This is a genomic window from Microvirga yunnanensis, assembly GCF_025460875.1.
This window is the reverse complement of record NZ_JAMXFI010000020.1, coordinates 74,827-91,633: the sequence shown is the minus strand read 5'-3', so window position 1 is coordinate 91,633 and position 16,807 is coordinate 74,827. Positions and strand designations below refer to the sequence as shown.

Sequence of the window (16,807 nt, the reverse complement as noted above, 5' to 3'; positions counted from 1 at the left end):
CGCCAAGGAAGGCGCTGAAGCGGCGGATGGCGCGGATGTAAGCATCCTGGGTGCGTGGGGCGAAATGGCGGATCGTCATGTCGTCGATCAGGCGCTGACGGAGAGGGCTGACGGACGCGTGGGTCATGGGAGGCTCCTGTCCTGAGGGGGGAGGAAACCTCTCCATTCTCAGGCCGGACACGTCCCGGCGTGACCTCTATGATCGTTCCAGACGCCGACAGAGCCGGCAGAGCCTACCGCGGCAGCGGTTTAGTCCTTTGACCCAAAGTCGCCCTTTGCCTTTCGTATGGCGAATGGCCGTTTTGCGCCCCCGTTTCGATCGTTCCAGTTCAACTGATTGTAACTTAGAAGCGGTCATAAGGAGACCACGCCAACCGATACGCCAAGCTATTTTCGGACGGCACACATGAGGCGGCCGAAGCCCAGTGAGCGTTCAACGATGTGTTCGCCAACGCGGAGCTCGTCGGAGACTGCCAAAATTATCTCAGATTTTCGAGTCGAGCCGAAGTCCAGGATGGCGAAATACATCCCAGGTAGAACCGTAAGACCGTCCTGTGCATAGCTTTCGCTCGGCGCGATGATTTCTGGAAGATTGCGCTGCGGCGTCGCGTGATCGTCAGTCTCAGGTTATGAAACTGGCAGCGACCTCTTCGAGCGTCCGTTTCATCCATAGGTGGCCGGGATCACTGTCGTTCCGCCGGTGCCAGTAGAGCCGTTCCTCGATGATTGGCATCTCGAAGGGCACGGGAAGCGCTCTCACATTGTAGCGGTCGCCCTGCATGGCAACCAGCAGCGATGGCAGGATCGTCACCATATCAGTCCTGCCGACCGTATTCAAAGTGAGGTGGAAGTTCGGCAGCCAACCGCATGTGTGCGGCTGCTTAGGCTGCTGCCGCCAAAGCTGCTCAGCGACGCCAGCGATGACGCCGCCGAACCGAGTCTCGATATATCCCATCCCACATAGCTCGTCGAAGGTGATGGTCTCCGCGCTGTGCGCAGTATCTTTGGAGATCGCCACAACGAACCTGTCGGTGAATAGTTTCTCCGACCGCATGAACTCATCATAGGCCTGCATTTTGTCGAGCAGTCTGGCTGAGATTGTGATCACGAAGTCGATCTGACCATCCAGAATGCGGTCGGGGGTATCTGCCAACAACTCCTCGAATTGCACGCTGACCAGCGGAGCGATCTCCCGCAGCCGAGATATCAAATGCGTGGCCAGAAGCTCGCAGCAGTACGTTGTCGCAGAAATCCGAAAAACACGTCGCGCCGCCGACGCATCGAAGCTGGTCGATCGATCACTAAGCTCGCCGACCTGAGAGAGAATAGTCTTGACAGGGTCGGCGAGAGCGCGGCCCCTTGCGGTCAACTCGAGATTGCGGCCGATTTGCTCTAGCAGCGGATCGGCAAAATGGTGGCGCAACTTCCGCAGCGCTGCGCTCATCCCGGGCTGAGAGATGTGAATGCGCTCCGCGGCGCGGGTGACATTCCTTTCTGTGAGGAGCGCATCGAGTGCAACCAGAAGATTGAGATCGAGCCCTCGAAGATGCATCCGCTCCCCCAATATGCGCCCGTATGAGCGAGGGTTTCCGGTTTTTAGGTCCTTTCGAGCGCTAATGCAAATAAGCTACCTGGTTTGCACGGTGCCGGCCTCGTCATTGTAACGATAAGTTGTTACGGCATGCCAGATTGTCAGCGGATAGGGCGGTGCCGATGAACCTGAATAACGGGTGGGTCGCACGTGCACGAAAGGATTTGGGCGCTTGAGAACGACGATCTCTCAATTCAAACAGTGAGCCCTGTCTGCAGACATCGTGGGGGCGTTGGCGAACGACAAATGGACTCGGAGCCCTCGCGGCAAGGGCTGATGATCACGTGACCCTGTGAGGAATGTCTGAGCTGAATTGCTGGTATTTAAACAAACGATTTCCGCGCCAACGATCCGTCCCCTATCTGACTGACAGACAATTGTAGGAGACCCGACATGGTTACGCAGACGGTCGAACACCAACCCGCCCCGTCCGCCTCAGGCTGGCTCAAGCGTTACTATTTCACCCGATTCGCTTTCTCGGCAGCCTGGGTCCTGATCGCCATTTCAGTCGCCAAGAGCAATCCCTCGCTCGCTGCGGTCATGCTCGTCGCCTATCCCGCTTGGGATGCCATCGCCAACTTTATCGATGCCCAGCGCAGCGGGGGCCTCCGCCGCAACAAGTCGCAGTTGCTCAACTTCATCTTCAGCATTCTCACAGCAATCGCCGTCGCCGTCGCCGTCGCACTCGGCAGCAGCTTGAACAGCGTGCTGGTCGTCATTGGCATCTGGGCCGGCTTCTCCGGCATCTTCCAGCTTGCAACCGCCGTTGGCCGCTGGAAATCCTTCGGCGCCCAGTGGGCGATGATCCTGAGCGGCGCCCAGTCCGCCCTTGCAGGCGTCTTCATGATCTTCATGGCTTACGGACCAGACCCGGTCGGCATCGCCAACATAGCCCCCTATGCAGCGTTCGGCGCCTTTTATTTCGCCGTCTCGGCCATATGGCTCACCATCAGCGATGCCCGAAAAGGCGGGCTTCGCACCGCGAGCTAAGGCGCGGCGCCAGCCACGCCTTCGAACCGCAGCTCCGGTCCCGGCCCACGTGCGCTGCTTCTAAGCCCCGAGCGACAGCGCACATCCGAACCCCCGAGCTGCCAACGCGCCATCCGGACACCTGAGAACATCGAAGCCTCGATGCCACCATCTTGCAACCCTTGGGCGCGACCACTTGGGAGTAGTGGTTATGAGCATACGCGAATTCGACGCGATCATCATCGGCGCCGGTCAGGCAGGGCCGTCGCTCGCCGGTAGGCTGAACGGTGCCGGCATGAGGGTGGCAATCATCGAGCGCCACCTCGTTGGCGGCACCTGTGTCAACACGGGCTGCAAGCCGACCAAGACGCTGATCGCGAGCGCCTACGCCGCGCACACCGCGCGTCGCGGCTTGGACTATGGCTTCACCGTAAAGGGACCGGTCTCAGTCGACATGCCCGCCGTCGCGGCACGCGCCAGGAAGGTGATCCTCGACTCACGAGCGGACAACGAGACATGGCTCGCAGGCATGGCCAATGTCGAGCTGATCCGCGGCCATGCCCGCTTCGTGAGCGCACACACCGTCATGGTGGATGGGCAAGCGTTGACGGCGCCCCGCATCTTCATCAACGTCGGCGGGCGAGCCGTCGTGCCCAACATGCCAGGGGTGAGGGACGTGCCCGTAATGACCAACACGGACGTGGTAGCGCTCGACACCCTCCCGCGCCACCTAATCGTAGTCGGCGGCAGCTATATCGGCCTCGAATTCGCACAAATGTACCGGCGTTTCGGCGCCCAGGTCACGATCATCGAACGTATGGATCGGCTGATCGCGCGAGAGGATCCGGACATCTCCGAAGAAGTTCGGGCGATCCTCGAACGCGAAGGCATCACCGTCCGGACTGGAGCCGACTGCATTGGCTTCAAGCGCCATGACGGCGACATCGCCGTTTCGGTCGACTGCGAGAGAAATAATGCGCCTGCGATCGGCAGCCATGTCCTGATGGCTGTCGGCCGCAGGCCCAATACCGATGATCTTGGGCTTGAAGCGGCCGGCATTGTGACGGATGTCCGCGGCTACATCACCGTCGACGACCACTTGCAGACCAATCTTCCGGATGTCTACGCGCTCGGCGACTGCAACGGCCGCGGGGCCTTCACCCACACTGCCTATAACGACTTCGAGATCGTCGCCGCCAATCTACTCGATGGCGAGGATCGTCGCGTCAGCCAGCGGTTGACGGGCTATGCCCTCTACATCGATCCCCCGCTCGGCAGGGTCGGAATGACCGAGACCGAGGCGGCGAAGAGCGGCCGGCGGCTGTTTCACTCCAAGCGCGCCATGGTCCGTGTTGGGCGCGCGGTTGAGAAGGGCGAAAGCCAGGGCTTCATGAAAATTGTGGCCGACGCGGACGCGCGCCGCATCCTAGGTGCCGCGATCCTCGGGACTGGCGGCGACGAGGCGATCCACGGCATCCTCGACATGATGAATGCCGATCAGTCGATCGACAAGCTGCGCTGGGCGGTCCCCATCCATCCGACCGTGTCGGAGCTTGTTCCGACGGCACTGCTTGACTTGAAGCCGGTCGGGAGCGCGGAAGATGACTGATTTCGAGGACACTGCCCATTGGGACTCGAGGCCGTTCGCGAGCGGCTGAGCAAGGCTGTCTCGGCCGGGCTTGAGGAAATGGATTGGTCGATCATGTCCGACCTCACTGTCCGTGGAGAGGACGGACTCTGGCGTCGTCTGGAAGCAATTCGGAGAAGAAGCAATGAAGACTTGGCTCATTACTGGCTGCTCGAGCGGCTTCGGACGGCGCCTTGCCCTAGCCGCGGCACAGCGCGGCGACCAGGTCATCGCGACCGCTCGCAATGTCGAATCCATCAAAGAGATGGCGGCACCCTTCGCCAGCCGCATGATCACGTTGCCGCTCGACGTGACGGATGCGGCGGCTGCCAGATCAGCGGTCAGCAAGGCAGTCGAGACATTCGGCGGGTTTGACGTGCTCGTGAACAATGCCGGTTATGGACTGTTCGGCGCAATCGAGGAAGGTACTCCCGAAGAATATCGGCCTATGTTCGAGGTGAACGTTTTCGGTCTGATCGAAACCACCAAAGCCGCCCTTCCCATCCTTCGACGTTCCCGCGGGACGATCATCAACATGTCGTCCGGTGCGGGCATCGAGGGTCGCGGCGGCGGCGGTTACTACCACGCCGCCAAGTTTGCCGTGGAGGGGATTTCCGAAGCGCTCGCCGGCGAGCTGAAACCGTTGGGCATTCGCGTTCTGATCGTCCAACCAGGGCCCTTTCGTACCGATTTTCTTGGCCGCTCGATCACGATGGCGGCCAATGAGATGCCGGAATACGCCGCAAGCTCGCGCAAGCCCTATCGCGAAACCAATGACGGCAATCAGGCGGGCGATCCCGACAAGGCGGTCGCGGTGATTCTGCGGGCCGTCGATGCCGATGACGCCCCGCTTCACCTGCCGCTCGGCCCGGCCGCGCACGCGATCGCAGAGCGAAAGCTGGCTGCCTTTCGCAGCGATATCGATGCCTGGCGCGACATCACGATGGCCACCGATTTCGACCGGCCCTGAGAGCTGGCCACGCGCCCTGTTTGATCGTTAACATCGATTGGAAAGCAAAGATGATCGCAGCTTTGAGCGGGTTTACCCAGCAGCTGGTGCCGGTGAATGGCATCAAGATCAACGCCGTCGCGGGAGGCTCAGGCCCGCCGATCCTTCTGCTTCACGGCTGGCCCGAAACATGGTGGGAATGGCACCATGTGATGCCGCTGCTGGCCGAGCATTTCAGCGTGGTGGCCATCGATCTGCGCGGCGCGGGCTTTTCCGACTGTCCGCTCGACGGCTACGACAAGGCGACGATGGCGCGCGACGCGCATGAAGTCATGGTTGCGCTCGGGCACGAACGCTATGCCGTGTGCGGACACGACGTCGGCGGCATGGTGGCGCTGCCGCAGGCGGCGCTTTATCGAGAGGCTGTCACGCATCTCGCCGTCCTCGACGTTCCGCTTCCCGGCTGGACCGAGTGGGAGGCGACGATCGCGAGGCTCTGGCATTTCAGCTTCCATATGAACCGGGATCTACCCGAGCGCCTTATCCATGGCCGTGAATATGACTATGTTTCGACCTTCATGGCAGAGCGGTTCTACGATCACAGCACCTTCAATCCGGCGGACATAGAGATCTACGCCAAGGCGATGGCTCTTCCTGGCCGCACGCGTGGCGGCATGGAATGGTATCGCACCCTCGCCGCCGATCATGCAGCTGCGCTCGAGTATAAGAAGCAGCCGCTCGACATTCCGGTGCTTGGCCTGGGTGGGGACCAGCGCTTCGGCGCGCAGATGGTGCCGATGCTCAATGAGTTTGCCACCAATGTGACGGGCGGCTCGATCGCGCGGTGCAGCCACTATGTCGCGGACGAGCGTCCGGATGAAGTCGCGGCCGCTCTGAGCGATTTCCTCAAGGCCAATTGAGACTCTGCGCCCGCGCCTTCGTGGGCCGGGCGGATCGACTAAATAGGAAAGGAAACACTGTCATGACCGCACCAGTCATTCGTGGCATCAATCATATCGGCATCACGGTACCCGACATCGATGCAGCAAAATTGTTCCTGACGGAAGCCTTCGGCGGCCAAGTGATCTACCAGTCATTCGGACCGCAGGATCCGCCGCGGCAGGGAACCGAATTCGAGCGGGCCGTCGGCGCTTCCCCGGGGACGGTCGTGCGCGCGCAGGCGATGGTCAAGATCGGAACCGGACCAGATATCGAGCTCTTCGAAATGCACGGCCCTGAGCAAGCCCAGCCGATCCGGGCGAGCGACTTTGGTATCACGCATTTCGCTCTTTACACGGACGACATCGACGCATCGGTCGAGCGCTTCGAAAAGGCTGGAGGCACCCCTCTCACCGCGCCGCGGGCCATCCCGTATGCAACCGAGAAAGGTCTTGGAAACAAAGTCTGCTACTGCCGGATGCCCTGGGGCACGACGATGGAATTCATCACCACGCCGGACCCCATGGCCTATCATGACCAGACGGATCTGCGCAGGTGGCAGGACGAGGACTGAGCAGGGCGGGAAAAGGGACCGGCATCAATTAAGTCGCGGCGATGCTCACGCTGTCGGAAGGTTCGACGAATGCGCAGCCGCGAAGGCTGTCGTGACGGATCGACCGCGCCGGACGTCAGCCTATCCGGAGGAGCTTCACGTTCGTCCGCGCGTGTGCCTCGCCTTTCCGAACGCGGACAGATCGCTTGCGGCCCCGGAGCGGCCGATCAGAAATGTGCCCATTGTGGTCGCTCTACGGTTGCAAGGTCGTTCCCCGAACCTGCCCTAAGACGTAAGCGTTTAGTCCGTTTCGACACTAGAGCCTCTGTGAAAACGCTGACAGGCGCTGCTTTGGCGCACTTTTGTGTCCCGCAACCCTTGGCAGACCGAGGAAATCACGGTGCACCGGCACGAAATTGTACTTATAGTTCGCCACCATCGACGCGGGTCGAGTTTTCACAAAGGCTCACACTCATGTGCGGACGTTCGTTGGACAACCGGCCCGTGAGAGATTGACCCGGTGCGGACTTCGGCAATCCGAGCAGCACATGAGGCTTAAGTCCCAAAGCACTCACGAACGATCTAAACGTCACAGGCATGGGCCGGTTGAGAATATTGTGTCCAATTGGCCAAAGGTCTAGATGTGTCCTATACTTCATCTTAGATCAATTCGGGATCGTAAGCATGTACTAACAAGGGTAGCAATCTGAAGGAAGCCGTCGCCGCACGTTCGGCTCATTGGTTGTACTGCTGCATTACAGCTGTCTATGCTAAAACAGACCTGTTTCAAGCCGGCTGCACTGAGCGGATATGTTCGGGGCACTAGCGTCTGGCGCTCTTGTCCGCCAGCTTTTCGATTACGAGATCGAGAAGGGCCCGGAGCCGAGCTAACCGTCTCATGTCCCGGTGATAGCCAACCCAGGTGTCGCGGTCGGGTGGATCTTCGCCGAGGTCGATGCGCTCGACTCTGTGGAGCGCATCGCCCAATGGTCGCGGCAGGACAGCGGCACAGGCCTCGATCTCCCTTGCCTATGACGAGTGGGGCGCCGTTACCCGGATCTACATCATGCGCAATCCCGACGGGCTCTCCCGGTTGGACGAGGCGCGGACGCTCGAATGAGATGAGCTGATGGCGGAAACGACGACGACATGGCAGCAAGGGCCATTGCGCAGAAGAGCCCGTCGAGTCGACGCCACATTCCATAGTTTCTGTTCGGAGAGATCCGGTCTTCTGGCCCCTCAGTCCCGACCGTGCGTGAACTGAACAAGATCCCAAAGGTTGCCGTACAGATCCTCGAACACAGCGACAGTGCCATAGGGAGCCTGCTTTGGCTCGCGAACGAACTTGATGCCCTGCCCAACCATCGCAGCATAGTCCCTCTGAAAGTCATCGGTCCGAAGGAACAGGAAAACGCGGCCGCCGGCCTGGTTGCCGATGAATGTCTCCTGGTGGGGAGTGGAGGCACGGGCCAGAAGCAGGGACGTCGTTCCGTCGCCTTGGGGGCGAACGACAACCCAACGCTTGTCCTGCTCCGGCTGGTATGTGTCTTCGACCAGCGCGAACCCGAGCTTGTTGACATAAAAATCGATGGCCTCATCGTAGTCGCGGACCACGAGGGCAATATGCGCGATGCTCTGCTTCAAACCAATCTCCCGTGTCAGATCCATCTTGCATCATAAGGCTGTCAGCTCGTCTCAGGCATTCTGGGCAGCAGCCGAACCAAGCCGACGGACAAGGCATGGATCGCGCCGGTCACTAGACCGAGGGCCCACAGACCTGGTGAACAAAAGGCGCGGCGATGATCGCGCCCAAACGGGTATGGCCAGGATGAAGAAAGCGATCAGAGCCGAGCCGCGAGCGCTGTTGGTGCCGGACGCGACGATCCCGCGATAGAACCCAAGTGGGCCACGAAGTCCCAGACCCACGTTCATCGGCAGGAACAAGGCGGGAAGCAGTGTTCTGTCGTTCCCGCCAGCGAGAGCATAGGCCAGGATCATGATGGCGCTTGCCAGGGCCATGGGGGTCCCGACGAAGATGATACGCTCGGTGCCCCACCACTCGGCGAAGCGCGACGTCAGATTGGCCGCAGCGATGAAGCCGAGGACGCCGCACACCTGCATGGCAATGAAGTGATCGAGCGTGCCGTCCATGGTCCCGACGATCACGGCCGGGGCGCCTAAGACGAAGACAACCAAGCCGGCCAATGTCATGGCCTGTGACAGTGCAGACCGCATGAATATAGGGTCCAGAAGGAGCGCCCCGTAACTGCCCTGCGCACCAGCCGCCTTCGGCTGTTGCGGCAGCCCCAGTACGAAGATCAGCGCTGCCGCGACGATCGCTATAACTCCAACAAGCGCGAACGAGCGTTGCCAACCAAACTTGGCGAGGAGAAAGACGCCGAGGATGGGCGCGAGGGCAGGCACGAGGGATCCGACGCTGCCGATTAAGCCAATGGCATGAACCCCGGCCGTCTCGCTGAAGATCCGCCTGATGATGGTGGGTCCGAAGACAGGTGCGGCCGCCGATGCGGTGCCCTGAACGAAGCGCAGCACGACCAAGGTCCAGATGTCCGGTGAGAGGGCGCAAGCCAGCGATGCGACTGCAAAGACCGAGAGCGAGGATGCAACCAGGGTTCGCAGGGATACGCGATCTGCCAAGGCCCCGAAGAGCAGGAGGCCTACGGCCGTGCCGGCGACGTAGGAGGCCAGCACGAGCTGAGCGGTGGCTTGGGTTGTCACAAAGATCGCTGACAGCGCCGGCACGGCCGGCAGGATGAGGTCGATACCTGCCAGGGACAGGACTGCGCAGAGCATCAGCAGGGCGAAGACGACACTACGACGGAAGCCCGTGATGGGACCCTCTCGCCGATCTCAAGGAGATGCGAGCATGATTGAAGCCATTTTTAAGTTCTGGAAGGCCGCTTGTCGCATCGTCTCCGGGCGAGAGAGGACGGCCTGGCCGAGGCCCGCTGCTATCCGGAGACGCACATAGGGCCTGCGCCCGCCGGGCAACCGGCAGACGGAACATTAGCTGCAACAATGTTCTGCATCAAAGACATTGGGATCAAATACCACGCCCCAGGCGCCGGGACAAGCCGCGTGAGCTTATTATGCGCGCGGAGCGATCCCGCAAGCAACCGAGTGCGGCGAGGACCGCTTGATCGAACGCATGACGAGCCGACCAGATCGCGACGGATTTCCCTGAGATGAATCTTTGAAAAAGAAAGGTCCGGTAATGGCACTTCTCGGACACTATGCTTTCGTCAGCTTACAGGCCGGAAGGAGACGTTGGCTGGGTCTGTCCGGTCTTGGAACGGCCTACCAGTTACCTGTGCTGGCGACGACTAGGATGCTTCGCCATCGTTCGGACCGGCCTCCACTCACACGCCGAAACGGTCCAGTTCTACTCCTGAGATCTCAGAAACCTGCCAATAGATATCCGACCAACGCCGGAGCCACTCGGGTATCCTGATGGTGGGAGTGAGACAATTGGGCATCCAATGCGGATTATCATGATCATCAGCTACACGAAGCTCGAACTGACCCTTTGAAGGAAGTTCTCCACTTCTGAGAGCCAGCAGGAGTTGCCTCAGCGGCCCATACGTTTCGGTCTCAGAGGCATCGAGGGGCGCAAGAGGAGCTGCGTCAAAGACCTCATCTGGTATCGGCTGCTGCGCTCTGGTGATCCAGAGCGCCGCTTGCAACAGTGAGCAGGCCGTTGGAGCTTCGAACCGTAGGTTCATTTGTGTCTGTTCCATAAGTTAAAACATTCGATGTCACCCTTACTGCCAAGCCGTTAGCCATTCATGGCGGCAGCAAGTCTCTGCCCGATCAGGTCAGCCACCTGCTGTAACGGGTCGGCTGCAAGGTGGGCATAGCGGGCTGTTGTTGCGGCTTGCGCGTGGCCGAGAAGGGCCCCAATGACGGGCAGTCCCAGACCAGCACCGGCCCCGATGGACGCGAAGGAATGCCGCAGATCGTGAAGGCGTAGGTCATGCAGCTGTGCAAGCTCACGCATCCTGCGCCATGGCTTTTCCAGATTGACGAGGTGCCGCCCCATGCGCTCGCCGGGTATGACAAATGGATTGTCCTGTGGGCGGGGGAGGGTGGTCAGAACCTCTTGAGCCGCCGAGTTGAGGTAGACCGTCTTCGCACCGGTCTTGCTGTCGGACAGGTTCAGGAGCCCCCGCTCAAGATCGACATGATTCCGCCGTAGCGTCAGGATCTCGGTTAAGCGCGCTCCGGTGAACACCAGCAGACGAATGGCAGCCACCACGTAAGGGGAGGTTAGCTTCTCCTCTTCAGCCTGGATGAGGGCGGCCCCAAGCCGGGCGAGTTCGGCTGAGGAGAGATAGCGCCGCCGCTTCTGCTCTGCGAACCGCTCCACTCCGATGCAGGGGTTGCGCTCGCCGCGCCTGCCGGACCAGTTGAAGATCTTGCAGAGCAGCGCCACCAGTCGATTGGGTTGATAAGGGGTAGCCCTAAACTTCAGGTGCAGCTTCTCGATATCAGACGAGCGCACCTCGTCTACCTTCAGCCATCCAAGCTCTTGCATTACCACCCGCTCAATCAGGCGCTTGTATTCGATATATGTCCGATCCTTGGCTTTGGTAGCGACATGCTCCTCCAGAAAGCGCTCTGCCAGGGCACTGACGGTCGGAGCCGACCGGTCCTTCCTCTTTTTGTCAGCCGGGTCTTTCCCCTCGGCCACCAAGCCTAAGATGCGCTTGGCCTCCCGCCGGGCGAGCTCCGGCGTCCAGGGGGAGCCGTGCTGACCTATGGTGTACCAGCGCTGTCTTCCCTGCGAGCGGTACTTGACCATGTAGACCCGATCGCGCCGCTGGCAGTGGATGCCAAGTCCTTTCACGTCAGCATCCCAGGCCAAATCACCCGGTTGCAGAGCATCGACAACGGCCTTTGTGATCTTGCGTGGACGCCATTGCCACAGCCGTCTCCTTCATTGCTCTCGCAATTGTCTCTCAGACTGCCCACGCCCAATCGCCTGCCGCGGAAGCAGCAGCTCAAGCAGCGGCCTCAGAAAAGACACTTAGCCCTGAAGAGAGTGCCGCAAGAATTGAGGTAATCCGGCAGAAGGCGGAGGTGCTACAACGCGCTCGGGACGAGAAGCTAAAAAGGGCTACGCGGAGTATCTGTATCGGTTGCTGATCGAGTCAGTCCCAATCTCTGCGTTGAAGAAAGCATTGCTGAGAGGCTTGAACTGGTAAGACGATCGGCACCTCTGGATCATCATAGAGAGGGTAAACGATTGACTCGTTCGCTGAGGCTAGTTTGGAAGCGTGTCGTTCGGGTTCACTGCTACATCCGTGACAGTTTCGACAACTGTTCCGGCTACAATTGGCGGCGCTCCTAGCGTGATGGTGATGGCCGAAGAGCATATCGGGCAAGCATAGACCGTACCACTCTGTAGGGCGCCTGAGCTTTCGATATCTACGCTGTAGCACTTCACGCTCAACAGAGGTTCTTCGCACTTCGGACAGGTGGCTGGCATGGCACACTCTTAGTCAGGTAGATCAAGTGAACCTCAGGAAAGCCAATTCGTCAATCCAGGAGGTTGGCGTTCAACTGAAGCTGGTGAGATGGGGAACACCCTAGAACAGCAAGATCACGAGTAGTCATAACCCGATCAGCTCTATTGCGGTTATCAAAGCCCATGCCGCCCATGTGGGTCAGCCTGGCCTTGGTAGCTTGCAAAAGCGCATCGTTGCCTCCCTGAGCGGGGAACGATGGTCCTCCAATGTGCTCGCAATAAGTCTTGGCCAGCGAGCTCAGGCTTTCGCAAGATATATGATCATTTGAAGCGCAGGGTCTCGTAGAAGAGCAAGCCCAGCAAACCAATCAGGATGGTTAGGGCCCAAGTGGCCCAGTACCGCCAGCCTGATGAAGGCAAGTCTCCGAACACAACGGTGTCCTCCAAGCGACAGTCTTGCTCCTGGAAATGGCTGCAAGTGAGGCATCGAGTAGGTTGATGATCACGTCACTCGGCCATGCTCCGGTTGGCCTGGGCGCCGGATGCGCCTATGTTGCATCAACTTGGAAAGGGCAGGACGAACCTAGCCGAAATGGATGGCTCAGGCGGCAAGACCGAAGAGCTGGTTCACAAGGAAGAACTGGTTCACAAGACGGATTTCGCCTGTCGCGCTAGGCTGCAGTGGTCACGACGATTCATCCGCATGACCTCAAAGCCTTTGATCGTCGTCTAGGCTGTTTTCATCTTTTGGAAACCGCGGGTCGGCAGGATCAAGCGCTTGAGCGCACCGTGGTCGGCCTCGATGATATTGTTGAGGTATTTTGAGGTCCGATGCTTGACATCCTTCGACAGCAGGCCCTCCTCCTGCAGGCGCTGGATCGCCGTTGGATACGGTGTCAGTTTGTCGGTCGTAATCGAGGATGGCGGATGAGTCGACCTCGACACCCCGCTCCCGCATTATCTCGGCGAGATCGCGGTAACTGATCCCGTATTTGCACTACCAGCGCACGCACAGCAGGATGATCTCAACGCGAAAGCGGCGATGCTTGAAAAGAGACAACAGAGCGGCTCCTTAGATTGCCGCCCCTCGTTATACGGCCAAGGTTAATGCAACGGAGCCCCTGCGAGCATCAATGGTCCATCTCAGATCTTCTACTTGCCGATATCGGCATTGGCGACGCGGGGAAGGACGTCCTGTCCGCGGCCGAGCACGACGACCAGTCGCTTGACCTCTCCCCTCAGGTAAGCCTGAAGAAAGCGATCGTAATCCTTAAAGGATACGCAGCCGTTCGAATCTCCCTTTGGGCCAAGCATATAGGTATGAGCCAGCAGGCCGACCCGGCCATAGATCGCTGCGTTGCCTCCAACCGGGTTCATGCGCAGAGCGCGTACCCCGTGGAAGAGCTTTTCGCGTTCGGTGAGTTCGTAGGTGCCGGGCGGCGTTGCTCCACGCATTGACACATGCACATAGCGGGGATCGTCCAGTTTGTCTCCGAGCCCGGAATGCGCCTCCAGCCTCTCGCCATTCGGCATGCTGACGACTTTCGCGCTGATGTCATAGACGGCGGTCGCTGCGCTCTCAGTCGAATTCGGAGGTGGGGTGAGGGGGGCACCCGGGGCGATATTGCCCGTTCCGCTGCCGAGCGATGCATAGCCGAGAGCGGACGCCGATGGGGCGGCAGGCTTAGCACCAAAAAGCTTCTCCAGGAACGTGCGGTCGTCCGGCTCGCCTGCCACAGTGGCACTGGTCCTGGGTACAGGGGCAGCCCCGCGCGAGCTTCTTGGAGCCTCGGGCAGGCGAGGTGCGGGAGCACGCAGTTCGGGAGGGCGCGGCACCGGGAGAGGAATGGGTTCCGGCGTCGGTTCGATGGGATCCGCCATCGCCGCGAGATTCGACGGCAGCCGATCGGGCTCAACGGAGCTCCCGGATGAGGCGGCCGCGGCCAAGGCGGGCTGCGGCTTAAGATCCGCGTCGTATTGCGCGATCAACTGGCTGAATTTCGGTGCGAGCGGAGTGTTATGCACCAAGTCAAACGTCTCGAGGCTCATCGCGGGAGCAAAGCTGATGAGCGGTCGGCTGTCTGCTGACGCGAAGGTACCCGTGGTGAACTCCTGCGCGGGCCTTGGAGGGTTGTCTGGCCCTGAAGAGGCGACCACCGGTGCGTCGCCGAAGAGAGCAAGGTCGGCCAAATACGCCGCAGAACTCATGAGAGTTGCGACCAGGGCAACTGTCAGAACGAGATGGCGCTGGGCTCGGCGGCCTGAGGAATAAGGCATCAACAGCATCAATGATCTCAAAACAACAACTCAGGCCGCACATGACCCGCCTCGACCCATGTAGCAGGGCGGAAAGGAGTCCTTGGATTGGTTGAGGACGCCACGCGAAGGCACAGCCTCTCGGATCAAGAGGCGGTATGGTCAAAATATGGCAATGATGTCGTGCGGAAGCGTTTGCCGTGCCGGACTATCCGAAAGATCTAGGACCAGGCCAGATTGGCGGCGCTGGAGAAATGCCGCGTCCCAGAACACACACCCGGCATCCACCCTCGGTCGCTCCCGCCCTTAAAACAAAATTCGCCCAACATCCCGGCCAGCACCCCCGGACAAAGAGATCTGTATTGACCTTCTCATCCAACCCTCCATGAGGAGATCGGACTGTCACACAGAAGCTAAGCTGCGAAGGGAAGGCTGCCTTCGGTTGATAGTGCCGGTGGGGGATGTCACATTAACAGCGAATACTACCCTGTACTCGTTAAGGAAAAATTCTCACACTGAGAAGATTCCAACGGAATGGGCTGTGCAGAAACTAACCTTTCCGGCCAGCCCAGCGGCTATAGTCAGTTAATGTGACATCCCCGTTGCGCTCCCCTCGGGCGGGGGCAATCATCAGTGTCGATTTTGCCCTGCGGGCCTCTTTCCAGCTTCACGGAGGTAGCGATGACATGGAGATGCTGGGATTTCCAAGGTCTCGCCGCCCTTATGGCAGGAGTGCTCCAGTTAGCGGTCGACTGTACTCCATCCCTCGCTGAACCGCTCAGGAGCCCGCCTGCCATGCAGCAGCAGTCCGGACGCCCCTTGGACCGCTCACCTCTAGTTCTGCCTGTGACTGGTTCTGGCTCTCCGATGCGCTCCGCCACCTGCCCAAGAGCAGACGCACTTGGAGTGTCGCGCGTGCTTCCTTTGGAGGTGAACGGAGAGGTGAAGGTCGGTCGCAAGAACTATCCCCAAACCCTTCCGTTAGCCGACCACGAGGTGGTTCTGACGTTTGATGATGGCCCTGCCTCCCAGACAACAGTTCGGGTCCTCGACGCGCTCCGCCGCGAGTGCGTCCAGGCGACCTTTTTTCTCATCGGCCGTAATGCTCTCATGCATTCGGACTTGGTCCGCCGTGAAATCGCGGAGGGGCACACGGTGGCGCACCACAGCTGGTCCCATCCGGCGGCGACCCTGCGCGGCCTGCCCACCGCAGCGGCCGTTGCCGAGATCACCAGGGGCATGCAGGCGGTCGATGCTGCAGGCTGGGGAGGTGAGATACCGGGCGGGCTTCCGCATGTCCCGTTTTTCCGCTTCCCAGGCTTTGCCGATACCCAGTCGCTGCTCGCGTTCCTCGCCAGCCGACATATTGCGGTGTTCGGCGCCGACCTTTGGGCTTCGGATTGGCTGCCGATGAGCCCGGCATCTGAATTGCAACTCGTGCTGCACCGGCTCGAGCAGAGCAGAGGCGGTATTCTTCTGCTTCACGATACTCGTGCGCAGACGGCCGCGATGCTCCCCGACCTTCTCCGCGAGTTGCGCCTCCGCGGATTCAGGGTTGTTCATGTCACCCCAGCACCTGCTGCCCCACGAACCACGGCCATCCCATTGGCCGCTGTCAGGAACACCTACCACATGCACTGATCGGGCGTAGGGGGTCAACTTGACTAGATTTGCCCTGTTTTGAGGGATCCTGACTTAAGGTCCAGGACGTACTTTCAATACCTCAGGTCTGGTCGGGACGCTCTCAACCAGTCCTGATTTGCTCAAGTTGACAATGCCCTCCCAGGTTATGCGCGCCGCCCAGAAGCTGTCGCGCCACGACATCAGCTTACGGCTTTTACTTGCTCTTTCTGGTGTTTAGATTCGGAGCTGGCCGCGCATTTTCAATTCGGGGCTGAGATGTCGTACGAACTGACGCCCCATGGTGTGCACTGCACGATTACTCTGCCGATTTCCAGGACCCACGGGAAAGCTCAGCATGATTGACCCGATCTCTGCCTTCGCACTGCGAGGCCGCCGCATCCTGGTGGTCGAGGACGAGTACATGATGGCCGACGACGTGCAGCACGATTTGGAACAAGCGGGTGTTGAGGTGGTCGGTCCGGTACCAAGCGTGGCCGATGCGCTGAAGCTGATCGCGGCGGAGGGGGCTCTCGACGGGGCCATCCTGGATGTGAACCTAAGGGGCGAGAAGGCGTATCCGGTCGCCGACGCCCTGCGCGAGCGGGCTGTGCCGTTCGTGCTTGCGACCGGATATGAGACATGGTCACTGCCCGAGGCCTACAAGGATGTGCCCCGCTGCGACAAGCCCGTCGACCTGCGCCAGCTTGCCCGCACACTCTTCGGATGAGACCGGCCTCCAATGCTGTTCGCTTCGTGGGATCGTCGGGAAACGGCACATTTGCGAAGGAGGTTGAACGTCGGGTCGAGGAAGG

General features: G+C 60.1%; 14 protein-coding genes and 2 pseudogenes. 8 read left to right on the top strand and 8 right to left on the bottom strand.

The window, feature by feature from the left end; all coding sequences use genetic code 11:
- Both NF876_RS12735 and NF876_RS12730 read right to left on the bottom strand, forming a co-directional pair.
- Positions 1-127: phage integrase N-terminal SAM-like domain-containing protein (locus tag NF876_RS12735; protein WP_262269165.1), on the bottom strand; the 127-nt coding region annotated here is incomplete at its 3' end.
- A gap of 495 nt (positions 128-622) precedes the next feature.
- Positions 623-1,552, bottom strand: coding sequence for a LysR substrate-binding domain-containing protein (locus tag NF876_RS12730; protein ID WP_262269162.1), 930 nt, complete (start codon positions 1,550-1,552; stop codon positions 623-625).
- A gap of 432 nt (positions 1,553-1,984) precedes the next feature.
- Between NF876_RS12730 and NF876_RS12725 the strand changes: the two genes are divergently transcribed.
- The 5 genes from NF876_RS12725 to NF876_RS12705 all read left to right on the top strand — a co-directional run bounded on the left by NF876_RS12725 (position 1,985) and on the right by NF876_RS12705 (position 6,649).
- Positions 1,985-2,581, top strand: a complete 597-nt coding sequence (locus NF876_RS12725; protein WP_262269161.1) for a DUF308 domain-containing protein — start codon at positions 1,985-1,987, stop codon at positions 2,579-2,581.
- Between the two features lie 190 nt (positions 2,582-2,771).
- Positions 2,772-4,169 (top strand): FAD-containing oxidoreductase, encoded by a 1,398-nt coding sequence (locus NF876_RS12720; protein WP_262269160.1) that lies wholly within the window; start codon positions 2,772-2,774, stop codon positions 4,167-4,169.
- Between the two features lie 163 nt (positions 4,170-4,332).
- Positions 4,333-5,157 (top strand): oxidoreductase, encoded by an 825-nt coding sequence (locus NF876_RS12715; protein WP_262269159.1) that lies wholly within the window; start codon positions 4,333-4,335, stop codon positions 5,155-5,157.
- Positions 5,158-5,207: 50 nt separating this feature from the next.
- Positions 5,208-6,056 (top strand): alpha/beta fold hydrolase, encoded by an 849-nt coding sequence (locus NF876_RS12710; RefSeq protein ID WP_262269158.1) that lies wholly within the window; start codon positions 5,208-5,210, stop codon positions 6,054-6,056.
- Between the two features lie 62 nt (positions 6,057-6,118).
- Entirely contained in the window at positions 6,119-6,649 is a 531-nt protein-coding gene (locus NF876_RS12705; RefSeq protein WP_262269157.1) for a VOC family protein, read from the top strand.
- 801 nt (positions 6,650-7,450) lie between these two features.
- Here NF876_RS12705 and NF876_RS12700 read toward each other — a convergent pair.
- Positions 7,451-7,636 (bottom strand): annotated as a pseudogene (locus NF876_RS12700) (LysR family transcriptional regulator); the annotation flags it as partial.
- On the opposite strand from NF876_RS12700, the gene NF876_RS12695 reads away from it, so the two are divergent.
- Positions 7,584-7,748, top strand: coding sequence for a hypothetical protein (locus NF876_RS12695; protein ID WP_262269156.1), 165 nt, complete (start codon positions 7,584-7,586; stop codon positions 7,746-7,748). The pseudogene NF876_RS12700 and the gene NF876_RS12695 overlap by 53 nt on opposite strands.
- A gap of 119 nt (positions 7,749-7,867) precedes the next feature.
- Here NF876_RS12695 and NF876_RS12690 read toward each other — a convergent pair whose 3' ends face one another.
- From NF876_RS12690 to NF876_RS12670, 5 genes and pseudogenes are all read right to left on the bottom strand, one after another.
- Positions 7,868-8,272, bottom strand: coding sequence for a VOC family protein (locus tag NF876_RS12690; protein WP_262269155.1), 405 nt, complete (start codon positions 8,270-8,272; stop codon positions 7,868-7,870).
- A 51-nt stretch (positions 8,273-8,323) separates the two neighbouring features.
- Positions 8,324-9,442, bottom strand: a complete 1,119-nt coding sequence (locus NF876_RS12685; protein ID WP_262269154.1) for an MFS transporter — start codon at positions 9,440-9,442, stop codon at positions 8,324-8,326.
- Between the two features lie 982 nt (positions 9,443-10,424).
- On the bottom strand, positions 10,425-11,552 hold the full coding sequence (locus NF876_RS12680) for a site-specific integrase (protein ID WP_262269164.1): 1,128 nt from the start codon (positions 11,550-11,552) through the stop codon (positions 10,425-10,427).
- Between the two features lie 1,209 nt (positions 11,553-12,761).
- A pseudogene (locus tag NF876_RS43430) lies at positions 12,762-13,176 on the bottom strand (IS6 family transposase).
- A 92-nt stretch (positions 13,177-13,268) separates the two neighbouring features.
- Entirely contained in the window at positions 13,269-14,402 is a 1,134-nt protein-coding gene (locus NF876_RS12670; RefSeq protein ID WP_262269152.1) for a DUF2778 domain-containing protein, read from the bottom strand.
- 885 nt (positions 14,403-15,287) lie between these two features.
- Between NF876_RS12670 and NF876_RS12665 the strand changes: the two genes are divergently transcribed.
- Both NF876_RS12665 and NF876_RS12660 read left to right on the top strand, forming a co-directional pair.
- The gene (locus tag NF876_RS12665; protein WP_262269151.1) at positions 15,288-16,013 is read left to right on the top strand and encodes a polysaccharide deacetylase family protein; all 726 of its coding nucleotides are present in this window, start codon (positions 15,288-15,290) and stop codon (positions 16,011-16,013) included.
- 337 nt (positions 16,014-16,350) lie between these two features.
- Positions 16,351-16,722 carry a response regulator gene (locus NF876_RS12660; RefSeq protein WP_262269150.1) on the top strand — a complete coding sequence of 124 codons (372 nt, stop codon included), beginning with the start codon at positions 16,351-16,353 and terminating at the stop codon, positions 16,720-16,722.
- Positions 16,723-16,807 lie beyond the last annotated feature (85 nt).

Excerpts from the sequence above, each read along its gene's own strand:
- NF876_RS12695 (WP_262269156.1), top strand. The coding sequence starts at position 7,584 with ATGCGCTCGACTCTGTGGAGCGCATCGCCCAATGGTCGCGGCAGGACA.
- NF876_RS12685 (WP_262269154.1), bottom strand. The coding sequence starts at position 9,442 with ATGCTCTGCGCAGTCCTGTCCCTGGCAGGTATCGACCTCATCCTGCCG.
- NF876_RS12725 (WP_262269161.1), top strand. The coding sequence starts at position 1,985 with ATGGTTACGCAGACGGTCGAACACCAACCCGCCCCGTCCGCCTCAGGC.
- NF876_RS12710 (WP_262269158.1), top strand. The coding sequence starts at position 5,208 with ATGATCGCAGCTTTGAGCGGGTTTACCCAGCAGCTGGTGCCGGTGAAT.
- NF876_RS12670 (WP_262269152.1), bottom strand. The coding sequence starts at position 14,402 with ATGCTGTTGATGCCTTATTCCTCAGGCCGCCGAGCCCAGCGCCATCTC.
- NF876_RS12705 (WP_262269157.1), top strand. The coding sequence starts at position 6,119 with ATGACCGCACCAGTCATTCGTGGCATCAATCATATCGGCATCACGGTA.
- NF876_RS12730 (WP_262269162.1), bottom strand. The coding sequence starts at position 1,552 with ATGCATCTTCGAGGGCTCGATCTCAATCTTCTGGTTGCACTCGATGCG.
- NF876_RS12660 (WP_262269150.1), top strand. The coding sequence starts at position 16,351 with ATGATTGACCCGATCTCTGCCTTCGCACTGCGAGGCCGCCGCATCCTG.
- NF876_RS12715 (WP_262269159.1), top strand. The coding sequence starts at position 4,333 with ATGAAGACTTGGCTCATTACTGGCTGCTCGAGCGGCTTCGGACGGCGC.
- NF876_RS12720 (WP_262269160.1), top strand. The coding sequence starts at position 2,772 with ATGAGCATACGCGAATTCGACGCGATCATCATCGGCGCCGGTCAGGCA.